This is a genomic window from Vibrio sp. 1S139 (assembly GCF_041439475.1).
Taxonomy (GTDB): Bacteria; Pseudomonadota; Gammaproteobacteria; order Enterobacterales; family Vibrionaceae; genus Vibrio; species Vibrio crassostreae_C.
Window position 1 is genome coordinate 76,971 of record NZ_JBGOOD010000001.1, and the last position, 20,904, is coordinate 97,874.

The window sequence follows — 20,904 nt, forward strand, 5'->3', positions numbered from 1 at the left end:
ATTACTGATACGTGAGAGTGGAAGGAATAAATGTGCAACAAAAAGGGACACACTTTTCAGTATGTCCCTTTCCTTTGTTTAGCAAGATTCGAGTTTTACGTTAAATAGCCAATGGCATTTCGTTTGAGTGGTCAGGTTTACGATTAACCCAACGTAAACCAAGCATAGCGATGAATGACATAGCAATCATCAGGCAACCGAGTGGCAGTTGGTCTTGAGCTGGGAAGAACGATGCCAATAGTGTTGCGATGCCAGCACCTAGGTTTTGCATACCACCTAAAATCGCACCTCCAGTACCAGCGTGGTACGGGAATGGCGAAAGTGCCCCTGTTGTTGCTGCTGGGAATAATATGCCAGCGCCCAAGAAGTAAATTGTGGCACCGCCAATCAAAGTTAATGCTGTTGTTTGACCAAACAGACCCGGTATCAATACCACTGTTGAGCCTACCAATATCGCAACCAGACCAACATTCAATGCACGGCGCTCAGAGCGACGTTGTGCGATGTAACTAGATAAGCCTGCACCGACTAAGTAACCTGGAATAGGCAAGACAAACAGCAAGCTTACTGTGGTTGCCGGTGAGCCAAGTACGCCACCAAGCAACACACCTGCCGCTGCTTCAAATACGGCTACACCAGCAAAGGTTGCGACTAATACCAATAAGAAACCTTGGAAACGTTTATCAGACAGAACGAACTTGTAGCTGTTGGCAACCGATTCATGCTTGCGTCGTTCTTTCGGCAGTGTTTCCATCATGCTCGTCATCATAGTGATCACAACAGCAATACCAAACAGCGCAAGGAATAAGTAGCTAGAACGCCAGCCGAAAACTTCTGTTAGGTAACCACCCAGTACAGGAGCCATCAATGGTGAGAAAATCACACACATGCTAATCAAGCTGTTTGCACGGTGCAGCTCTGCGCCTTCAAAACAGTCGCGAGTCAATGTACGAGACATCGCACCACCACAACCGATGCCCAAACCTTGGATAAAGCTGCCCGCTAAGAACCATTCATATTCGTGAGCGAACAATGCTACCAAAGTACCGATGATGTAGATGATCAAACCAATCACGATGATCGGTTTACGACCTAGGCGATCTGAAAGTGGGCCGTAAACAAATTGCGACAGACCATAAGGGATCAAGTAACACGCCATCACTGCCTGCAGTGAAGATGCCGAAACTAAGAACTCACCTGCCATATGACCGATAGAAGGCACGTACATCGTTTGAGTCATTTGACCTACGGCAGTCAGAATAGCGATTAAAAAGGTAAGTTTCGCTAATGGAAACGAGGCGGACATTTGCGTATCTCTCCAAAAATTAAGACGTAAAAAGCCTTAGCGCTCCATTAAAGGAGAGCCAAATGAATAAAGTGTTCAGGGAATCTAGGCGCGAGATATTAGAGCTTGATTGCGGGCTTAGCAATCAAAAAGTGTGAAGTTGAGCAAGATAAAAATCTATAACTTGGATTATAAAAACTAATCCGAAATTGCTGCATTTTAAAGAGGGAGAGGGTGGAGTGGGCTTCCTTTAAATATCGATGTTCTGGCTATGTCCAAAGCGCTAAAACCTAAGCAACACAGCCAATGATTATATGAGTACATCATTTTAAATCACAGAAAAAAGGAAGAAAACACGCTCTATTAACATTTGTATAAACTTTCGTTTTATATGTAAGCAATTTGTGCTGTAATTATCCGCTAAGCTATTCGTCTAACTTGTTTGCATTTTGTACAGCAATTCGTTGTCGATGTGATAGTTATGGTTATGGAAGTCTTTTGGCTTAAATAAGGATATTAAATGCGCTCTCTATCGGTACAGTGGAAAATAACCCTCTTAGCAGGTTGTTGTTTAATCATTACGTCACTGTCTCTTATTGGTTTCTCGATCTACAACGCAACGAGCAATCAACAAGTCATCAAATCTCAAAGTTCAGAATCAGTTATCAATAAAACTCAGCAGCTGCTGGCGTCTGTTTCTCTGCTTAATGCTCAAGAAACTCAACGTTATGTAGACGAAGCTATTTACCGCGCAGAAATGCTTGCGGCCAGTGCTCAGTTTCTAAAAAACAATGCAGACGAAAACTTTACACCAAGTGAAGAGCTTCGTACCGCCTTGGATGAAATGGTTCGTCGCTCGGTTTTAAACTTCGACTCTATTCAAGGAGCGTATCTAGTTTTCAAGCCTGACTTGCTCGATAGTGAAGATGCGAATTATGTCGATGCTGATTATGTTGGTTCTAACGAAAAAGGTCGTTTTGCTCCTTACTGGAAGGTGGCAGATAACGGTGAAAATGTTCTAGCGAACGTTCTTTCAGAATCTATCTTGAATGATGACAGCAATAGTGAACGTTTTTACTGTCCTTTGTCTTCAGGGCAAACGTGTATTAGTACGCCGAGAGTCGTGAACAGCGGTGGTGTAGCACTACTTACGTCCTCTATTTCAGTCCCTATTTTGGTTGACGACGTTGCTATTGGTTTTCTTGGTATTGATCTAAGACTTGATGGTTTAACGAGTGTGATTACTCAATCTGACCAGAGCTTGTTTAACGGTGCGGGTAAAGCTTACGTGGTTAGTCTAGATGGTTCGGTCATCGCTTCTGATGATTCAAGCATTGCAGTCGGTTCAACTTTCCAAAGTGGCAATACAAACAGTGATTTAATGACCGACTTTATCTTTGGTGGTGAAGTGACAACGCAATGGAGCGAGAACGGTGAGTGGTTACTTGCCTTTGCACCTGTTGTTGCAGCTAACCAAACTTGGGGGGTGTTGTCGAGATTCCAAGAGAGAGCGTCGTCGCTGATGCCAACAAATTGGATTCCATCATTAGTACTAAGCTAAGTGAAGGCATCAAGACGGAAGTAATTGCAGGTACCGTATTCATTTTGTTCGGCTTAGCCATCATCGCATTTGCTTCCCTTTCAATTGTGAAGCCTATTCGACAAGTGGTTGAGCGACTTAATGATATTGCTTCTGGTGAAGGTGATTTGACACAGCGTTTGGAAGTGAAATCTCAAGACGAAATTGGTCAGCTATCTAAAGGGTTCAACTTATTCTTAGACAAGTTACAACACACGATCAAAGAAGTTATTCACACCACTGAACAAGTGGCGAGTACGACAAGCCAGGCTAAAGCATCGGCATCAAGCACCAGAGAAAGCAGTGAATCTCAATTTAAAGAAGTCGATCTTGTGGCGACAGCGGCCGAAGAGATGACTCAAACTGCGGGCTTAGTGGTACAAAATGCAGAAGTGGCCGTTGATGCAGCGTGCGAAGCGAATCGTTCTGCTCAACAAGGGCAACAAGTCATCGAACTTTCAGCCGGTGAAATGAGAAAGCTGGTGGAGCGTATGTCGAGTGCTGTTCCTATTGTTGAAGAATTGGCAAAAAATAACGGAAACATCACAGAGATCTTAAGTGTGATTGAAGGGATCTCTGAGCAAACTAACTTACTGGCATTGAATGCGGCGATTGAAGCGGCTCGTGCTGGCGAACAAGGTCGTGGCTTTGCGGTTGTTGCGGATGAGGTAAGAAACCTCGCAAGTCGCACCCAGTCATCGGTTGGTGAGATCAGAGCGGTGATCGACAAGGTTCATGCTGGAACTCAAGATGTCGTTGAAGCAATACAAGAAGGCAATATCCTAGCTAACGATACAGCACTACACGTTCAGAAAGCAGTTGAAGATCTGGGGTCGATCTTTACTTCTATTGAGGCGATCAGTGATATGAACAGTCAGATCGTTCGAGCAGCCGAAGAGCAACAATCGGTTTCCGGTGAAGTAAATCAAAGCGTGGTTAATATTCGCGATTTGAGTGCGAAGATCTTGGAGCAAGCCGCGGCTTCTGAGCAAGTCGGCAATGAAATTGACCAACTGTCTCAACAACAACAGAAGTTGGTCAATCAGTTCAAGGTATAAGCATTAAGCCTTAACCAGTTCTTGAATAGAAAAAGGGACAAATGAAGATTTCATTTGTCCCTTTTTTAATTGTTTATTTAGAGGCTAGGCAATAACCAGCGGTTGACGCTGCTTACTCTTCGATAAACCAGTAGCCTTTGTTGACCAATTCAGTCACGACAGTTATGCCCGAAGGAGATAGGGCAGTAGCCGAGGTAATCATGGTCTCATCGCAAAGTATGTTGAGTAACGAAGAATCCGCTTCATCAACCTTAACCACTTCGCCATTGATGTAAGCAGTGTTGCTTTCATTTTCGTGGTAGAGCGCCTTTAAGCCTGATACTCGGTGAATCTCACCTTCAGACTCTAAGTGTTGAGCGATCTCTTCTTGAGTCCATAGTGGCTCTGGAGCAACGATATCAAGCTGGTGGCGTGATTGGCTTAGCAGACAACCCATGAATTCACTGATGGTTTCAGGTTGCTCTAGTGCAGATTTCAACATGTCTGTGAGATTGCTTAAATCCGATGAACGAATTTTTCCGTAGCCTTCTTGCATTTTGAATTCTGGATCGTGCAGGTGTACGTCACCCATATCATGAGCAAGCACAAAATCGGCAAAGTTGCTGATCAGTTCTTGTTCTTTAGGCGAGCGGTAGCCAATAGAGTAGCTCATTGACGGCTCTAACGTGCTCCCTTCATGTGGGAAACCTGGTGGGATATAAAGGATATCGCCCGGCTCTAAAGTTTCATCAATGATTGGGTCAAAACCTTCAATTTGACGAAGTGCAGACGCTTGAACAGTCTCTTTGTATTGGCCAACATCTTTAGCGCCAACCTTCCATTGACGTTTGCCTTGACCTTGAATGATGAAGACATCGTATTGATCAATATGTGGGCCTACGCCGCCTTCAGGTGCTGAGTAGCAGATCATGAGATCGTCGAATAACCAGTTTGGTAACGCTTGGAACGCCTCAGTCAGCTGATTTGCGCCTTGGTGCCAGTGGTTCGCTGCTTGAACGATCAGTTGCCAATGAGTTTCGGTTAATTCGCCAAACTTTTCTTCAGAGAATGGGCCGTGTTCTGCAGTCCACTGATTGTCGAGGTTAGAGACAAAGCGAGAATCCACTTCTTCTTCCATCGATAAACCAGCAAGTTCTTCCGGCGAAATTGGGTCGACGAAGTTTTGGAAGCCACCCTTTAAGATGGTTGGTTTTTTATGCCAGTAGTTTTCAAGAAACTCGGGCATAGAAAAGCTGAGTTGGTACATGTGAATCCTGTATATTTTTATGCTAGATGCTAGATGCTAGATGCTAGATGCTAGATGCTAGATGCTAGATGCTAGTTTGGCTTGTAAATCTTGCTGGACAATTTTGATTGCTTCTAACGCGACTTTTGGATCGATTTCGTTGCTTTCGAGCAGATAGATCAGGTCGACAGCTAACTTAACTTCTTCTGGTGCGTTATCCAGTGGTGATGGTGTGTTATCAGTGTTCATTTCGCTTAGGGTTCTCTAAGTTAATCAGTCTCTCAATATTTTTCATTGAGTCTTCACAGCGTTCTAATCGCTCTTTTGCTAACTGCCAAGCCTCTTCCGCTTTTTTCTTACTGTGGCGAGGCGCAGAATCAAACGCTAACTTTCGTGCTTGAACTAAATCGACTAGCCGCTTTTGCCAATCTTGATGCTGTGCAAGTTCATTGTATAAATCGTTTAAACTTTTCTCTGATTTACTTTTTCTATCTAGACGCAAATCGTGATTCGCTAACTCTCGTTGAATCGCTGCAATCTGGTTGGTCAGTTTTTCAGTTAGGTAATTCGCTCGTGATGAAGTGAGTTGATTGGTGTCCTGTTCACGAATGATGGTGTTATAAGTCGCCTGAGTTTCAAGTGCATAAGGAAGCAGAATAGAGGAGCCACACTTAAACAAGGCTCGATCAAACAATGCTTGATGGTAAGCACCACGAGATTTATCGACCTGAGAGCAATGGCCAATCAAGGTGTCAATAACACTTTTTAGTTTTGAAAACTGATTCATGTTGCTTCCTGTTTGCTGGTAGCTATAAGTTTACAAACCACGCTTCGTAAGCCAGTTTAATTGCAAGAACACTGACCACAGTCACAAAGACAGGTCGTATAAACGTCGCACCAAAACGAATCGCAGAGTGTGCACCAACAAATGCCCCTGCCATTAAGCAAACACCCATGGTTAAACCAAGAACCCAATCAATATGACCCAAAATGGCGAAAGTTACCAAAGAAGTGAAGTTACTGGTAAAGTTCATTGCTTTAGCTAGGCCAGAAGCAAGTAAGATATTCAGGCGGTAAAGTGCCATAGAACTTACGGTCCAAAATGCGCCGGTTCCTGGGCCTGCAACACCATCGTAAAACCCAAGAATGAACCCTTGGTACTTTTGTTTTCTTTTAAGTACCGGACACGGTTTAGGAGACACATCGTGGCTCACGTCTGGAGTCTTGTGGAAAATGGTATAGACTGCCGCCGCTAAAATAATGAGCGGTAAGACTTTCTCTAACCATTCAGTACTGATTGCATCAACGGTTAATGTGCCAATAGTCGCACCTATTAGCGTTGCTATAAATGCGTTGACCCAGCACTCGGGTTTAAATAATTTCTTACGGTAATACGTAAAAGCCGCTGTCGATGAGGCAAACGTCGCAGCGAGCTTATTGGTACCCAACGCAATGTGTGGTGGCAGGCCAAGTGATAACAAAGCGGGGACGGTTAACATCCCACCACCACCGGCGACAGCATCAATAAAGCCAGCTGCAAATGCAACCAGAGCAAGAATAACCAACATGGTTGGTTCAATCATTTCCATAAATAGCTAGTGTTCTCGTTGTCGGCTGGTCGTACAGCCACACGAATAATCGATGGATTAGTCATGTTGGGTTGTGAATGAAGGGCCTAGCGATAACTGGCCCATAACTACCTTAATGGTAGGAAAATTAGTAATTTATTGTTCTTTTAAAAGGCGGTAGCGAGTCGAGTAGGGACTTCCCGTATCGCTTCGTCACTATACGTCTATCAAGGATGGTAACTTTACCAGAATCTCGTTCTTTTCGCAGTAGCCGACCGACAGATTGAATAAGCTTTTTACTCGCATCTGGAACAGTAATCTGCATAAAGGGATTACCGCCACGTGATTCAATATATTCTGAATGTGCTTGTTCTACTGGGGAGGTTGGAACGCCAAAAGGAATCTTGGTAATAACTAGGTTTTCAAGAAGTGCTCCTGGTAGGTCAAGGCCTTCTGAAAAGCTGCCAGTCCCAAAAAGAACGCTTGTTTTACCTTGGTCTATGAGTTTTTTATGTTTTTTTAGGATTTCAGTGCGTGAAGTATCACCTTGAACCTGTAAAGCCCATGACTTTTTAACGAAATTTGTTGCCAAAGCTTCTGCAACTTTATTCATTTGCCAGTAAGAAGAGAATAAAATGAGATTGGCTTTGTTTTCTTCTATTATCTTAGGCAAAATTTCAATAAGATATTCGGTAAACTGAGGCGCTTGCGGTTCGTATTTCATAGCTGGAACGATCAGCTCTGCTTGATTCTGATAATCAAACGGTGACGCTAAAGCCAGAAATTGCACACCATCTTCCGCTTTTTGACTGATACCGGCTTGATGACTGAAGAAGCTGAAGGAATTTAGCGCTCTCATTGTCGCAGAAACTAAGACGGCTCCAACACAGCGGCTCCAAATCTGTTGGTCAAGTTGCCAGCCCACCTCTAATGGTGAAACATTCACGACGATATCGCCTTCACTCTCTTTGTTTAACTCAAGCCAACGCGCTAACGGCGCCCCCTTTTCTCGCTTAGGTTCCGCCATTAGGCGCCATACTTGCGCTAGATTCTCTGTCCTTTGTATATAGAAACCTATTTCAGCGAGTGCGGGCTCGGCTAATTTCGCTGAAAGTTCACCGTCTTTAACACGTTCAGCAATGAGGTCTGCAACTTTTGCGACGGCTTGACTCGCCTTTTGAGTGAGCTGCTTGAGATCTTTAGATTCACTTTCTAGCCATTCGGGTAGCTCGCCGTGCTCAAAACGAAACAACCCGTCTTCAAAATGGGCGGTGTCAAATTGTTTGTTTAGCTGATTCAGAGTGGGAATCAGCTGCTGTACTGAATCTTGCAGTTCATTTCTGAATCGATTAACGCGCTTTTCGTCCGCGAGGCCCGAAAGCTTGGTGATGGATTGATTTAAGCGCTCTAACCAAGATGCGGCGCCTTTTAAGCTCGCCGCTGCAGACGAGTGGTCTCTTGCTACGTGAGGTAAATGATGGGCCTCGTCGAAGATATAGATACTATTCTCAGGTTCTGGAAGAATAACTCCACCGCCTAGGTCTGCGTCAGCCATCACTAAACTGTGATTGGCGATAATCACGTCCGCTTTATCTAGCTCCGAGCGTGCTTTTTGGAAAGGGCAGTCTCTATGAGAAGGCATACTGTTATTACAGCTGTGCTTATCACTGACAATCATTTGCCAAATTATATTGTCGATTGGTTTCGGCCATGAGTCGCGGTCGCCATCCCATTTGCCTTGAGCCAAACTACGGTACATGGTTTGAAGTTGTTCGGTATCCTTTTTCTTTGGTTTGGCGTCGAACATAGCCATTTGTCCACCATCAACTCCACAAGCAGCGGCTAACTTCTCGGCACAGCAATAACGCTGTCTACCTTTGGCGAGTATAAAAGAGAACTCTCTATCAGTAAGTCTTCTATATAGAGGGAGGTCTTTATTGACGAGTTGTTCTTGAAGTGCAACCGTCGCCGTTGAAATGACGATTTTTCGATTGTTGAGTACCGCAACAGGAATCGTCGCCATCAAATAAGCCAGTGATTTGCCAATCCCCGTTCCTGCCTCTGCAACAATCATGCGATTACTTTTGTGGTATTGCCCACAAAGTGTCTTTGCTATTTCTGCAACAAGGTAATTTTGAGCACGTCGAGGTACAAAGTTGTCCAACTGATCTTGGAGGTTTTGATAACTGGTGCGGATAGAGTTTTGAATTTTAGTAGTTAGCATACTGTGACCTACGTAACGGAGCGAGGATAGTAGCACATATCACTAGCCGGTACATTTACGGCAAAATAGCTCGCTTTTGAATCAAAGGTAGATCTCGTTCACAAAAAAAACTGAACCATCAGGAACTTAACTATTTTATTTATCTTGTGAAATATAAACATTAAAAAAGACTGGCTATCAGGTATGAAATTCTTATTTAGTGTCTTTGTTTTTATTTTTATGGTTTTTAATGCTGTATTTTTTGTTTTTATAGTTATTATATTTCCCAATAAAACTAAGGATAAGTCACTCGTAAAATAATGAAAAAAATGTAAGTGTTTGATTTTTAGTTGTTTATGTTTTTTTGAGTGTTTTTTTAGTTTATTTGACACGCAGGATAATCTTTTGCAATCTAGACATCGAAATTTAGTGACAGTGGTTAGCCAACAAAGAGTGGTAATTACTAGTCACAAAAATAATAGGGAACCGGGCAAGGATCTCCCATTCTTAGAAAAGGCAGTGGATTTATTATGAAAAAGACTCTAATCGCATTAGCACTAGCGGGTATCTCAACTTCTACGCTAGCAGCAGGCAACATTTATGACGACGGCACTACAGCGTTCAACGTTAAAGGTGAAATCGATACTTACCTAAGTACTGCTGAATCAACAACAACAGTTAATGGTGCAGCTACAAAAACCAAGTCTGACATTGACGTGGATCTATGGGCAAAAATCCAAATCGATGCAACGCATAAGTTGAACGATAGCGTATCTGCATTCGGCTCTTTCGAAATCCAAAACGGTAACGGTTTTGATGGTTGGAAAGGTAAGGTAAGTGACGATAATTCAATGCAAACTGATGACCTTTACTTCGGTTTCAATATTGGTGAAAACTTCGGTATTGCTGCTGGTGAAGTAGGTGACTTCGGTGACTCTCTAGACGCAGTAACACTAGACAACACTAACGAAGGTTTAGGTTACATGGATGACTTTGTTAGCTCTCTTGAGTCTGCTGGTCATGCAATTTCAGCGAAGTACACAACTGGTGGTCTTAAGTTAATCGCTGATACTTACCTATCTTCAGATGAAAATGAAGATGCTGCATACGGTGTATCTGCTGAATACACTTTCGATGAGATGTTCACTCTTGGCGCAACTTACCAAGACCAAGGTAATCGCAGTAAGAAAGGCAACGATTACAGTGTAATGGGTGCGAAAGCTGGCCTTACTCTAGGTAACTTCGGTGCAGCAGTGAACTACATCTTTGAAGACATCGATGGTGCTTCAGATCTAGACACAATTTCTGCAGCTCTAGATTACCAAATCGAAAAAGCACGTCTATACACGTCATTCGGTTTCACTGACGGTGATAACGATGAAGAAATCAACTACTACACTATCGGTGCTGATTACTCAGTTTCTAGCAACATCTTAGCATTCGTTGAATATACTGATGCAGAAGATGTAGCTGATAACAACAACAAAGTTGAAGGTGACGGTGTTGTTGCTGGTATGTACTACACATTCTAATCACTTGATATCAAGTTGAATGTAAACAAAGGTCGCATTTATGCGGCCTTTTTGATTATATAAGAAAGCTGTCAGTGTTATACCCAACTGAGCTTAAATCTCTGGCTAGTAAGCTATATTTTTATGCATGGTGTTAGCGAGACCTCGAGGTTATTTGGGTATAAGACTTAATGATAAAAAAGGGTTAAATCATGAAACGTACTATTTGGACTTCGATTTTAATGACGCTTTCTGCGTTGAGTGTCCCGAATGCATATGCAAACACCAATTCGTCGACCGAGCTAGATGCGGCTCAAGGGGTTGAAGTGTTATTTATCAATAGTCAAAAGCAGATGGATGAACCGTTTATGCTTACCACAGGATCGAATCAAATCGTGTTACGCATTGATACGATGTTGGGGCGAGGTGAGCAGCGTGGCAACTTCACTTCAGCGCCTTATATTCTTACCTTGGATGTTAATGGTGGCGAACTGGAAATCGACGGTCCGAAACTGAAGGACGTACCTCAAGCAAGAAAAGTGTTTGAAGGCGATACGATTGACTGGAATGTGAGCCTCAATGGCAGCGATATAGATTACGACCAAATCAAAATGGTGGGGAAAAAGGGCATGCTCCCATATTCAAACCTTGACGAACAACTTGCGATTTATAACGCAGCCAATGGCATCAGCTTTGCGGGTAATGTCATTGCAACGGTTGCCGGTGCAAGTTTAGTAAACGGTAAGCAACAAGCAGCTAAGTCTGTAGGCCAAGATAGCCTAGAAATGCAAAAAGCAAAAATGTCGTATTTGAAATTGTCGCCAACTGAGCGTAAATCACTCCGTAAATGGTTGGTTGATCAGCAGTAAACGAACTCAATCAACGTTGATGACTGTGTTTTAAGGGAGCGAAGCCAGGAGCACTAGCTGCTGGCTCTATTCGTTCAAGCGGTTAAAGCTTTACCTCTCTCCACTCACCAGGCTGAAGCTCACCGACGTTCATATTACCCATCGAATAGCGAATGAGGCGCAGGGTAGGGAAGCCGATATTGGCTGTCATACGCCTTACCTGACGGTTACGTCCTTCAATGATAGTCATCGCTATCCATGTAGTCGGTATTGCAGCTCTAAACCTAACTGGAGGGGTTCTTTCCCACACAACAGGTTCAGACATCATCTCGACCTGAGCAGGCAGTGTCATGCCGTCTTTTAGCTCCACGCCTTTTCTCAATTTATCTAAATCTTCCTCAGAAGGTGCGCCTTCAACCTGCACCCAGTAAGTCTTTGGCGATTTTGAGTTTGGTTGAGTTAATTTAGCTTGGAAGATGCCATCATTGGTCAAGACCATTAATCCTTCACTGTCGCGATCAAGTCGACCCGCCGCGTAAACATCTTTAACCGGAATAAAGTCGGCGAGTGTTTTCCTGCCTTCGCCATCAGTGAACTGGCTGAGAGTATCGAAAGGCTTGTTGAACAAAATGACTTTGCGATCTTCGAGCGCAACCTTAGGTTTTGCATTGGTAGGCTTGCCTTTATATCGGTGCTTGCTTGAGTGAGATTTGTTGTGCGAATTGCCAGTGTTATTCTTATCACTGCTTCGGCTTTGTCTATTACCGCTTTGTTTTAATGTTGCACCAGAACGAGCCGGTTTGTCTGAACGAGATGCGCTGCGTGAGCGAGTAGACATGTTAACTACCTTGCAAAAATGTAAACGAAGTGTGCTGAAAAGTTTTCACTGAAACGGAATTGAGCTATCATTTGCGCGCCTAAAAGACACAAAATAGAACAAGTTGATGGACTCTTAAGCCTGATTTGTTTAATTATACCTTCGTGTTTTATTATAACAACGCACTCACGGATTTGGTTCATGCTGTCATCAAGATTGTATGAAAAATAAGATAGAGTACGACTATCGAGTAAGCAGTTTTCACTCTTAGAGTGGCTTACTGGTCAATTTATAACACGCTCACTACTTTAAATGAGCTTGTAAGAACTATAGGGAAATTTCATGCCTACTGAAAAACCAACGATCATCTATACCATTACAGACGAAGCTCCGGCGCTAGCAACATACTCTCTGCTGCCTATCATTCAATCTTTTACAGCTTCTTCTGGTATTAACGTTGATACTCGCGACATTTCACTTGCAGGGCGTATTATTGCCAACTTCCCTGACTATTTGAACGAAGAGCAACGTATTGGTGATGCATTAGCAGAACTAGGTGAATTGGCTAAGACACCAGAAGCAAACATTATCAAGCTTCCAAACATCTCTGCATCTGTACCTCAGCTTCAAGCAACAATCAAAGAGCTACAGTCAAAAGGTTACGCACTTCCTAATTACCCAGAAGAAGCAAACACTGACGAAGAGAAAGCAGTAAAAGCGACTTACGACAAAATCAAAGGCAGTGCAGTAAATCCAGTATTGCGTGAAGGTAACTCGGATCGCCGCGCTCCACTTTCTGTTAAAAACTACGCGAAGAAGAACCCACACTCAATGGGTGCTTGGTCTGCAGATTCTAAGTCGCACGTTTCAAGTATGGACGACAAAGACTTCTTCGGTAGCGAAAAGTCAGTAACCATTGAAGGTGCTACAGAAGTTAGCATTGAATTCGTTGGCAAAGATGGTGCGAAGAAAACATTGAAGCCAGCTTTTGCACTGCAAGATAAAGAGATCATTGATGCGTCAGTGATGAATAAGGCCGCTTTGGTTGCATTCTTCGAAAAAGAAATCGCATCGGCTAAAGAGCAAGGTGTACTGCTTTCTCTTCACTTGAAAGCGACGATGATGAAAGTATCTGACCCAGTGATCTTTGGTCACGCGGTTAAGGTTTACTACAAAGACGTATTTGCTAAACACGGTCAGCTGTTTGAAGAGCTAGGCGTTGATGTAAATAACGGCATCGGTGATGTCTACGCGAAGATTGATGCGCTTCCTCAAGAGCAGAAAGAAGCAATCGAAGCTGACCTGCAAGCGGTATACGAGACTCAGCCACCACTAGCGATGGTTGATTCGGACCGTGGCATTACTAACCTACACGTACCAAGCGATATCATTGTGGATGCATCTATGCCTGCAATGCTGCGTTCTTCTGGTCAAATGTGGGATCCAGAAGGTAAGCAAAAAGATACCAAAGCAATGATCCCAGATCGTAGCTACGCGAGCATTTACCAAGCGGTTATTGATTTCTGTAAAGAGAACGGCGCGTTCGATCCAACAACGATGGGTAGCGTACCAAACGTTGGCTTGATGGCTCAAAAAGCGGAAGAGTACGGTTCTCATGATAAGACTTTCATCCTTGAAGCTGCTGGTCAGGTTCAAGTTGTTGACGCTTCAGGCGCTGTGCTTCTTGAGCAAGACGTAGAGGAAGGCGATATCTTCCGTATGTGTCAGGTTAAAGATGCACCAATCCAAGACTGGGTTAAGCTTGCGGTAACGCGTGCTCGTGCATCGGGTGTTCCAGCGGTATTTTGGCTAGATGCGTCACGCGCACATGATGCTCAGCTTATCAAGAAAGTTGAAGCATACCTTCCTGAATACGATACCGATGGTCTTGAAATTAAGATCCTTGCTCCACTTGAAGCGACTCAATACTCACTGGTTCGTATCAAAGAAGGCCTAGATACTATTTCGGTTACTGGTAACGTATTACGTGATTACCTAACTGACTTGTTCCCGATTTTAGAGCTTGGTACATCAGCTAAGATGCTATCGATTGTTCCACTAATGAACGGTGGTGGTCTGTTTGAAACAGGTGCTGGCGGCTCTGCTCCTAAACATGTTCAACAAGTAGAGAAAGAAAACCACCTGCGTTGGGATTCTCTAGGTGAATTCTTGGCACTAGCGGCATCTCTAGAGCACCTGAGCGTAGTAACAGGTAACGCTAAAGCACAAGTTCTAGCTGATGCGCTTGATAAAGCGACGGGTGAGTTCCTTGATAACAACAAGTCTCCTTCACGTCGAGTAGGTGAGCTTGATAACCGTGGTAGCCACTACTATCTAGCGGCATACTGGGCTAAGGCGCTTGCTGAGCAAACGGCTGACGCTGATCTTGCTGCTGAGTTTGCAGGTGTGGCAAGTCAACTGGCTGAAAGTGAAGAAGCGATCGTTGCAGAGCTGAACAACGCTCAAGGTGTGGCTGGCGACTTAGGTGGTTACTACCTACTTGACGATGCATTGGTTTCAACACTAATGCGCCCAAGCTCAACGCTAAACGCGTTTATTGATGCATAGTGATTGGACTCATCGTTAGCCAGTCATGAACGTGATTTGCTAACGAGTTGCTTAGGCTGATAGCTAAGTTATAGATAAAGTCAAAACGAAAGACGCTTTAACGATAATGTTAAAGCGTCTTTTTTCTGTCTAATACTTCTTAAGACCTAGCTTAAGGGGAGTAGCTCTTCGAGCTCATTGTCCAGTGAGCAACTTTAGAGCCCCCAAAACGAAAAAAACCGCTCACGTAATCCTGTGTTACAGGTATTAAATGAGCGGTTTCAATATTCTGTTTACCTGTCAGCCGTTAATGACGACTGATGGAGGTTAACATGAGTTTGCATTCGCCTATTTTGCGGCGCTGCCTTCTACAGGAACAACGGAGCTAGCATGCGAGCCTTTAGGTCCACTTTCTACTTCATAGTCGACCTGCTGACCAGCCTTTAAGGTTCGATAACCTTCCATTTGTATTGTGGAGTAGTGCGCGAAAATATCGCCGTCTTCACCTTCTGGACAAATAAAGCCAAACCCTTTGGCATTGTTAAACCATTTTACTGTACCTGTAGCCATGCTATACATCCCTCATGCATTTTGTTACTAACGTTGTTATATCAATTGTTGTAAGTGCGATTGATATCATTCCTACCAGCTAAAGAATTTCAGCTAATAGCTTGAATCTCGTACATTGCTTACGGAAATTAACGCTACCCTGCGTAATTATTCCTTATTGTTAATTTTTGAAGCGTGTTACTGATTTTAATTCATGTTGCAAAAGTGTATTAAAAAACCTTTTAGCTCCAATGTAGCTAATGATTGAGCACAGTCAATAGTAAATTGGTATAAAAGTGATCAATTTTAATAACAAATCACATTCGAGATTAACCGCAAACTATTAACCAAATAGTAACTTAGCGGTAATCTTATCGTTAGTATCAATAGTTATGGCGTCTTTTTAATCAATCACATATGTTAATCTTGTTAATCGAGATCTTTTATTTGCAGCGATGGAAATGGTGGATTAGGCTCAGTATAGAGGAATATTTTTTGGTACTGTTTCTAGGTGCAGTTTCTTAGTACACGGTAAAGCGTGAATGTGGTAAATTTGAGTTAGGTAAACACTCACGACTTCCGAAAAATAACCCTTAGCAAAGCGATATGAGCAGAAACTTTGAATGGGCATCTCCAGGCTCAGATTTACTGGAGAAAGAAGCAACAAAAGTAAAGCCACCGGCGATGTATAACGTTGTGTTGAATAACGATGACTACACGCCCATGGACTTTGTAATCGAGATCCTAGAGCGATTCTTCTCACTAGATATCGAAAAAGCAACGGAAGTGATGCTCAAGGTTCATTATGAAGGTAAAGCTATATGCGGCACATACAGTGCTGAAATAGCGGAAACAAAGGTAGCGCAGGTCACGATGTACTCAAAGGAAAATGAGCATCCGCTACTATGTACAATGGAGCAAGTATAAATTGCTCGAACAACACTGTTGTTCCCTTAGGAGGTACTTATGCTAAATAAAGAATTAGAGACGAGTTTAAATGGCGCATTTGCTCGTGCGCGAGACAAGCGACATGAATTCATGACTGTCGAACACCTCCTACTAGCATTATTAGAAAATGATGCGGCCAAGGAAGCGCTCCAAGCTTGTCAGGCTGATCTCGATGCTCTTCGCAATGAGCTCGATATTTTTATCGATCAAACGACCCCACTTATCCCTGAAAGCGACGAAACTCGCGAAACTCAGCCTACGTTGAGCTTCCAACGAGTACTTCAACGCGCTGTTTTTCATGTTCAATCTTCAGGTCGCAGCGAAGTAACAGGTGCTAACGTACTTGTGGCTATTTTTAGTGAGCAAGAATCTCACGCGGCATATCTTCTTAAGAAAAACGACATTAGTCGCTTAGATATTGTTAACTTCATCTCACACGGTATTACCAAAGCGAGCAACGAAGGCGACAGTCCTTCATCATCCGATTCATTTGGTGGTGCAGAAAATGCTGAAGAAGCTAACTCTGAAGACCGTTTAGAAAATTTTGCTACTAACCTTAACGAAGTCGCAAAGCAGGGCAATATTGACCCACTAATCGGTCGTGACAAAGAGCTAGAACGCACTATCCAAGTTCTGTGTCGTCGTCGTAAGAACAACCCTCTGTTAGTGGGTGAAGCGGGGGTAGGTAAAACTGCCATCGCGGAAGGTCTTGCATGGCGCATCGTTGAAGGACAAGTGCCTGAAATCATTCAGAGCAGCGTAATTTATTCTCTAGATATCGGCTCACTGTTAGCCGGAACCAAATATCGTGGTGACTTTGAGAAACGTTTTAAAGCGATTCTTAAGCAACTGGAGAAAGAAGAAGACGCGATTCTGTTCATCGATGAGATCCACACCATTATCGGTGCCGGGGCTGCATCGGGTGGTCAGGTTGATGCGGCAAACTTAATTAAACCACTACTAAGCAGTGGCAAATTACGTTGCATCGGTTCAACAACGTACCAAGAGTACAGCAGTATTTTTGAGAAGGAGCGTGCTTTAGCTCGTCGCTTCCAGAAAATAGATATTATTGAACCATCGCTAGACGATACGACCAAGATCCTGATTGGCTTGAAGCCAAAATACGAAGCTCACCACGAAGTGCGCTACACCAACAAAGCGTTGCGTGCCGCTGTGGAACTGTCAGCTAAATACATTAATGAACGCCACCTTCCTGATAAGGCCATTGACGTAATCGATGAAGCGGGCGCTCGTAGTCGTTTGGCACCTGCAAGCCGTCGTAAGAAAACGGTAAGCGTGGCTGATATTGAGTCAATGGTTGCGAAAATGGCGCGTATTCCTGAAAAGTCAGTATCGTCTTCAGACAAAGATACACTCCAGAAACTGGATGAGCGCATGAAAATGTTGGTATTCGGACAAGACCCTGCAATCGATGTATTGAGTGAAGCGATTAAGCTGACCCGTGCTGGATTGGGTGCAGACAATAAACCTGTTGGTTCATTCTTGTTTGCTGGTCCTACTGGTGTCGGTAAAACAGAGGTGACTGTTCAGCTGTCTAAGTTGATGGGTATTGAGCTTCTGCGCTTTGATATGTCTGAGTACGGTGAGCGACACTCAGTGAGCCGCTTGATTGGTGCGCCTCCTGGTTATGTTGGTTACGACCAAGGTGGTTTGCTAACGGATGCCGTAATCAAGAACCCGCACTCTGTTGTGTTACTGGATGAAATCGAGAAAGCTCACCCAGATATCTTTAACTTGCTACTGCAGGTAATGGATAACGGCACGCTAACTGACAACAATGGTCGCAAAGCGGACTTCCGCAATGTGATTCTAGTGATGACGACCAACGCAGGTGTGGCTGAAACCGAGAAGAAATCGATCGGCCTGATCCAACAAGATCATGCGCCAGATGCGATGGGCGAAATCAAGAAGGTATTTACTCCTGAGTTCCGTAACCGTCTTGATAATATCATTTGGTTCAACAGCCTTGACCCAAGTGTGATTAGCCAAGTAGTTGATAAGTTCATTGTCGAGCTTCAGGTTCAACTGGACGCTCGTGGCGTGTCTTTAGAGGTTTCTGAGGATGCTCGTCACTGGTTAGCTGATAAAGGCTATGACAAGACCATGGGTGCTCGTCCAATGGGACGTGTGATTCAAGAGAAGCTTAAGAAACCACTTGCTAACGAGTTACTGTTCGGTAGCTTGGTTGATGGCGGTACGGTTAAAGTATCCCTGAAAAAAGACGAATTGGATTTCATCTATGTTGGTGCTAAAGAAGAGGTCATGCACTAACGAAGTGATTGATAAATCAAAGGCTTAAATATAAAACGCATGACTTAGGTTGTGCGTTTTTTTATGCTTGCGAGATGCGAGATGCGAGATGCGAGATGCGAGATGCGAGATGCGAGATGCGAGATTGATGTGCTTGTGTAGTAAAAAGCTCAGGCAATAAAAAACGGAGCCTTAAGCTCCGCTTCTTATTGTATTCGCTAATTAAAAATTAACGAGCACGGAAGACGATGCGGCCTTTAGAAAGGTCGTATGGAGTCATCTCAACAGTTACTTTATCACCAGTAAGAATACGGATGTAGTTCTTACGCATTTTACCAGAGATGTGTGCTGTCACTACGTGACCGTTTTCAAGCTCAACACGGAACATTGTGTTTGGTAGAGTATCAAGGACAGTGCCTTGCATCTCGATTACGTCTTCTTTAGCCATCTAATCCTCTTTCGAAATTTGGCGGTTTTCAACGGCTTGATTGTGCCGTTAAAATCAAAATATGTAAAGTTGTCGCGTATTCTACCCTTGCCACCGCTGATTTACTAGCCTTTGATGACGTTGAAATCGTACTTTATAGTTCATCGCAGGGCATTCATCGATTTGATAACCCAAATATAACCATTGTTTTTGTTCTTTCTGGGCATGTTGGATCTGAAATAGAACGCCAAGTGTTCCCATCGAAATGTCTATATCAGGATCGAAGAAGGTATAAAACGCGCTCGTACAGTGAGCCATGATGTCGGTTACGGCGATACCAACCAACTTGTTCTCATCATAGATGTGCATGAACTTTGTAGTAAGCCACTCATTTTTAGAGAATTGTAGAAACTCTTCTTTCTTGGGTGGGTACATGGTTCCCGAACGGTGACGAGCGGTGATATAGCGACTGTATAAGTCAAACCAGTTGTCATCCATCTCATCTTTCAGTTCCCAACGTAGTGATTTTCCTTTGTTAAGGATCCGTCGTTGGCTTTTGGAAAGCTTAACCTCAGGAATTGAAAGCCGAATCGCTTGGCATGCTGAGCAATTATCGCAATGTGGCTTATAAATGGTTGAACCACTGCGGCGAAATCCATTCGCAAGCAGAACTTCATAGTTATCTGAGGTGTGCATGTGTTCGTCAAGCGTGACCGCCACTCTCTCTTCGAAGTGAGGTAAGTAGCTGCAAGCGTGATTGTCTGTTAATCCAATTCTGATTTGTTGTAAATCTGGATTCATTAAGGCATTTCCTTTAGCCATTGGGTTTTAAAGCATGCATCGTCAACGGAGAACTCTTTGAGTAATTGCAGAGAGCCTAGGAATTCATCCCTATCAACCTCGATAGCGCCCAAGGATTCCAAGTGAGGGTTCATGACTTGGCAATCAATCAGTTGTCCGCCGAATCGGGTAAAGTGTTTACAAAAGTACCACAGCGCAATTTTAGAGGCATTGGTCTTTAGGCTGAACATCGATTCACCGCAAAAGACTTGGCCTCTTTGTAAGCCGTAAAGTCCACCGATCAGTTCATCATCTTGCCAAACCTCAACCGAGTGGCAGAAACCTAATGAAGCGAGTTTGCGGTAGGCTGACTGCATGTCGCTGTTTAGCCAGGTTTCTTCTTCGGGTCTTAGTGAAGAGCAATAACCAATTACTCTGTCCGTCGCTTGGTTGATGCTGACTCGGTAATTGTGCTTTCTTTGAAACTTTTTAAGACTTTTTGACGGTTCGAATGTCTTAGGATTAAATACCGCTCGCGGTGCAGGGCTCCACCAAAGTATAGGCTCACCTGGGCCATACCATGGAAATATACCTTGGCTATAAGCGTTTAAAATTCGCATTGGTGATAAATCACCACCGAAGGCGAGCAGACCGTTGGGGTCATCAAGCGCGTCGAAAGGCGAAGGAAACTCTATACTAGTAGTATCAAGTTCGGTTAGGTATATAGTCATAAGTACCGCATTACAGATTAATCACTGACCAAGAGGTCTTTAGGAGTTTTACCATGAAGAAGTTGCTTTGGATTTTACTTGTTTTGCCCATGTTGGCAAATGCAGCTTACAACAGAAACCAAGCTCGACCAGTAAACGAGGTGGTTTATGGTGAGATTGATACGGTCAGATACATCACTCAGCAAGAGATCGTTGAGTCGAAAGCGAATGGTTGGGAAACCTTGTTAGGTGCGGCGATTGGTGGCTTGATTGGTAACCAGTTTGGCGGCGGCACTGGTAAAGAAGTGGCGACAGCTGTAGGTGCAGTAGCAGGTGCGGGTATTGCTCGTAACCGAGGTAACACACAATATAAAGTAGAGTACAAACTGGTCGAGTTATTGGTCAAAACCAAAGACGACAAGTTGGTCAACATTATCCAAGATGTCGATAACTCGATGCTGTTCAACCGAGGCGATGATGTACGAATTCTCTATTTTTCAGATGGTGTTCGAGTTGATCTTGTGTACTAGTATATAAATACGATTGATTGGCTAATTAATCACCGGTTTGGGCCGGAT

General features: G+C 43.6%; 17 protein-coding genes and 1 pseudogene. 7 read left to right on the forward strand and 11 right to left on the reverse strand.

Going from position 1 to position 20,904, the window contains the following annotated elements; translation table 11 throughout:
- Positions 1 to 100: 100 nt before the first annotated feature.
- Positions 101 to 1,306, reverse strand: a complete 1,206-nt coding sequence (gene emrD, locus ACED46_RS00310; protein WP_371720698.1) for a multidrug efflux MFS transporter EmrD — start codon at positions 1,304 to 1,306, stop codon at positions 101 to 103.
- A gap of 499 nt (positions 1,307 to 1,805) precedes the next feature.
- Here emrD and ACED46_RS00315 point away from each other — a divergent pair.
- A pseudogene (locus tag ACED46_RS00315) lies at positions 1,806 to 3,922 on the forward strand (methyl-accepting chemotaxis protein).
- Between the two features lie 112 nt (positions 3,923 to 4,034).
- Here ACED46_RS00315 and ACED46_RS00320 read toward each other — a convergent pair.
- From ACED46_RS00320 to dinG, 5 genes are all read right to left on the reverse strand, one after another.
- Entirely contained in the window at positions 4,035 to 5,168 is a 1,134-nt protein-coding gene (locus ACED46_RS00320) for a cupin domain-containing protein (RefSeq protein WP_017070025.1), read from the reverse strand.
- Between the two features lie 57 nt (positions 5,169 to 5,225).
- Positions 5,226 to 5,396, reverse strand: coding sequence for a pleiotropic regulatory protein RsmS (gene rsmS / locus ACED46_RS00325; protein WP_017055021.1), 171 nt, complete (start codon positions 5,394 to 5,396; stop codon positions 5,226 to 5,228).
- Positions 5,386 to 5,934, reverse strand: coding sequence for a primosomal replication protein (locus tag ACED46_RS00330; protein ID WP_371720699.1), 549 nt, complete (start codon positions 5,932 to 5,934; stop codon positions 5,386 to 5,388). The genes rsmS and ACED46_RS00330 overlap by 11 nt, the downstream gene beginning before the upstream one ends.
- 22 nt (positions 5,935 to 5,956) lie before the next feature.
- Positions 5,957 to 6,736: a TSUP family transporter gene (locus tag ACED46_RS00335; protein WP_017055023.1), complete on the reverse strand. Its 780-nt coding sequence runs from the start codon at positions 6,734 to 6,736 to the stop codon at positions 5,957 to 5,959.
- A gap of 127 nt (positions 6,737 to 6,863) precedes the next feature.
- Positions 6,864 to 8,939: an ATP-dependent DNA helicase DinG gene (dinG, locus tag ACED46_RS00340; protein ID WP_371720700.1), complete on the reverse strand. Its 2,076-nt coding sequence runs from the start codon at positions 8,937 to 8,939 to the stop codon at positions 6,864 to 6,866.
- Positions 8,940 to 9,448: 509 nt separating this feature from the next.
- Here dinG and ACED46_RS00345 point away from each other — a divergent pair.
- Both ACED46_RS00345 and ACED46_RS00350 read left to right on the forward strand, forming a co-directional pair.
- On the forward strand, positions 9,449 to 10,450 hold the full coding sequence (locus ACED46_RS00345; RefSeq protein ID WP_137007595.1) for a porin: 1,002 nt from the start codon (positions 9,449 to 9,451) through the stop codon (positions 10,448 to 10,450).
- Positions 10,451 to 10,641: 191 nt separating this feature from the next.
- Positions 10,642 to 11,298: a DUF2057 family protein gene (locus tag ACED46_RS00350; RefSeq protein ID WP_137007596.1), complete on the forward strand. Its 657-nt coding sequence runs from the start codon at positions 10,642 to 10,644 to the stop codon at positions 11,296 to 11,298.
- 82 nt (positions 11,299 to 11,380) lie between these two features.
- Here the strand turns inward: ACED46_RS00350 and ACED46_RS00355 are convergent, their stop codons facing one another.
- Positions 11,381 to 12,115, reverse strand: a complete 735-nt coding sequence (locus ACED46_RS00355; protein ID WP_371720701.1) for a pseudouridine synthase — start codon at positions 12,113 to 12,115, stop codon at positions 11,381 to 11,383.
- Positions 12,116 to 12,436: 321 nt separating this feature from the next.
- Here ACED46_RS00355 and ACED46_RS00360 point away from each other — a divergent pair, with 321 nt between their 5' ends.
- Positions 12,437 to 14,662, forward strand: a complete 2,226-nt coding sequence (locus tag ACED46_RS00360; RefSeq protein ID WP_017067848.1) for an NADP-dependent isocitrate dehydrogenase — start codon at positions 12,437 to 12,439, stop codon at positions 14,660 to 14,662.
- 327 nt (positions 14,663 to 14,989) lie between these two features.
- Here ACED46_RS00360 and cspD read toward each other — a convergent pair whose 3' ends face one another.
- On the reverse strand, positions 14,990 to 15,211 hold the full coding sequence (gene cspD / locus ACED46_RS00365) for a cold shock domain-containing protein CspD (protein WP_004736548.1): 222 nt from the start codon (positions 15,209 to 15,211) through the stop codon (positions 14,990 to 14,992).
- Between the two features lie 585 nt (positions 15,212 to 15,796).
- On the opposite strand from cspD, the gene clpS reads away from it, so the two are divergent.
- The gene (clpS, locus tag ACED46_RS00370; RefSeq protein ID WP_004737430.1) at positions 15,797 to 16,117 is read left to right on the forward strand and encodes an ATP-dependent Clp protease adapter ClpS; all 321 of its coding nucleotides are present in this window, start codon (positions 15,797 to 15,799) and stop codon (positions 16,115 to 16,117) included.
- Positions 16,118 to 16,156: 39 nt separating this feature from the next.
- Positions 16,157 to 18,430: an ATP-dependent Clp protease ATP-binding subunit ClpA gene (clpA, locus tag ACED46_RS00375; protein ID WP_017062108.1), complete on the forward strand. Its 2,274-nt coding sequence runs from the start codon at positions 16,157 to 16,159 to the stop codon at positions 18,428 to 18,430.
- A 208-nt stretch (positions 18,431 to 18,638) separates the two neighbouring features.
- Here the strand turns inward: clpA and infA are convergent, their stop codons facing one another.
- From infA to aat, 3 genes are all read right to left on the reverse strand, one after another.
- Positions 18,639 to 18,857: a translation initiation factor IF-1 gene (gene infA, locus ACED46_RS00380; protein WP_001040192.1), complete on the reverse strand. Its 219-nt coding sequence runs from the start codon at positions 18,855 to 18,857 to the stop codon at positions 18,639 to 18,641.
- Between the two features lie 81 nt (positions 18,858 to 18,938).
- Positions 18,939 to 19,637 carry an arginyltransferase gene (locus ACED46_RS00385; RefSeq protein WP_065585123.1) on the reverse strand — a complete coding sequence of 233 codons (699 nt, stop codon included), beginning with the start codon at positions 19,635 to 19,637 and terminating at the stop codon, positions 18,939 to 18,941.
- Complete coding sequence (aat, locus tag ACED46_RS00390; RefSeq protein ID WP_017063504.1) at positions 19,637 to 20,347, reverse strand: leucyl/phenylalanyl-tRNA--protein transferase; 711 nt, start codon at positions 20,345 to 20,347, stop codon at positions 19,637 to 19,639. Before aat ends, ACED46_RS00385 begins: the two co-directional genes overlap by 1 nt.
- A 53-nt stretch (positions 20,348 to 20,400) precedes the next feature.
- On the opposite strand from aat, the gene ACED46_RS00395 reads away from it, so the two are divergent.
- Positions 20,401 to 20,856: a glycine zipper 2TM domain-containing protein gene (locus tag ACED46_RS00395; RefSeq protein WP_004736438.1), complete on the forward strand. Its 456-nt coding sequence runs from the start codon at positions 20,401 to 20,403 to the stop codon at positions 20,854 to 20,856.
- Positions 20,857 to 20,904 lie beyond the last annotated feature (48 nt).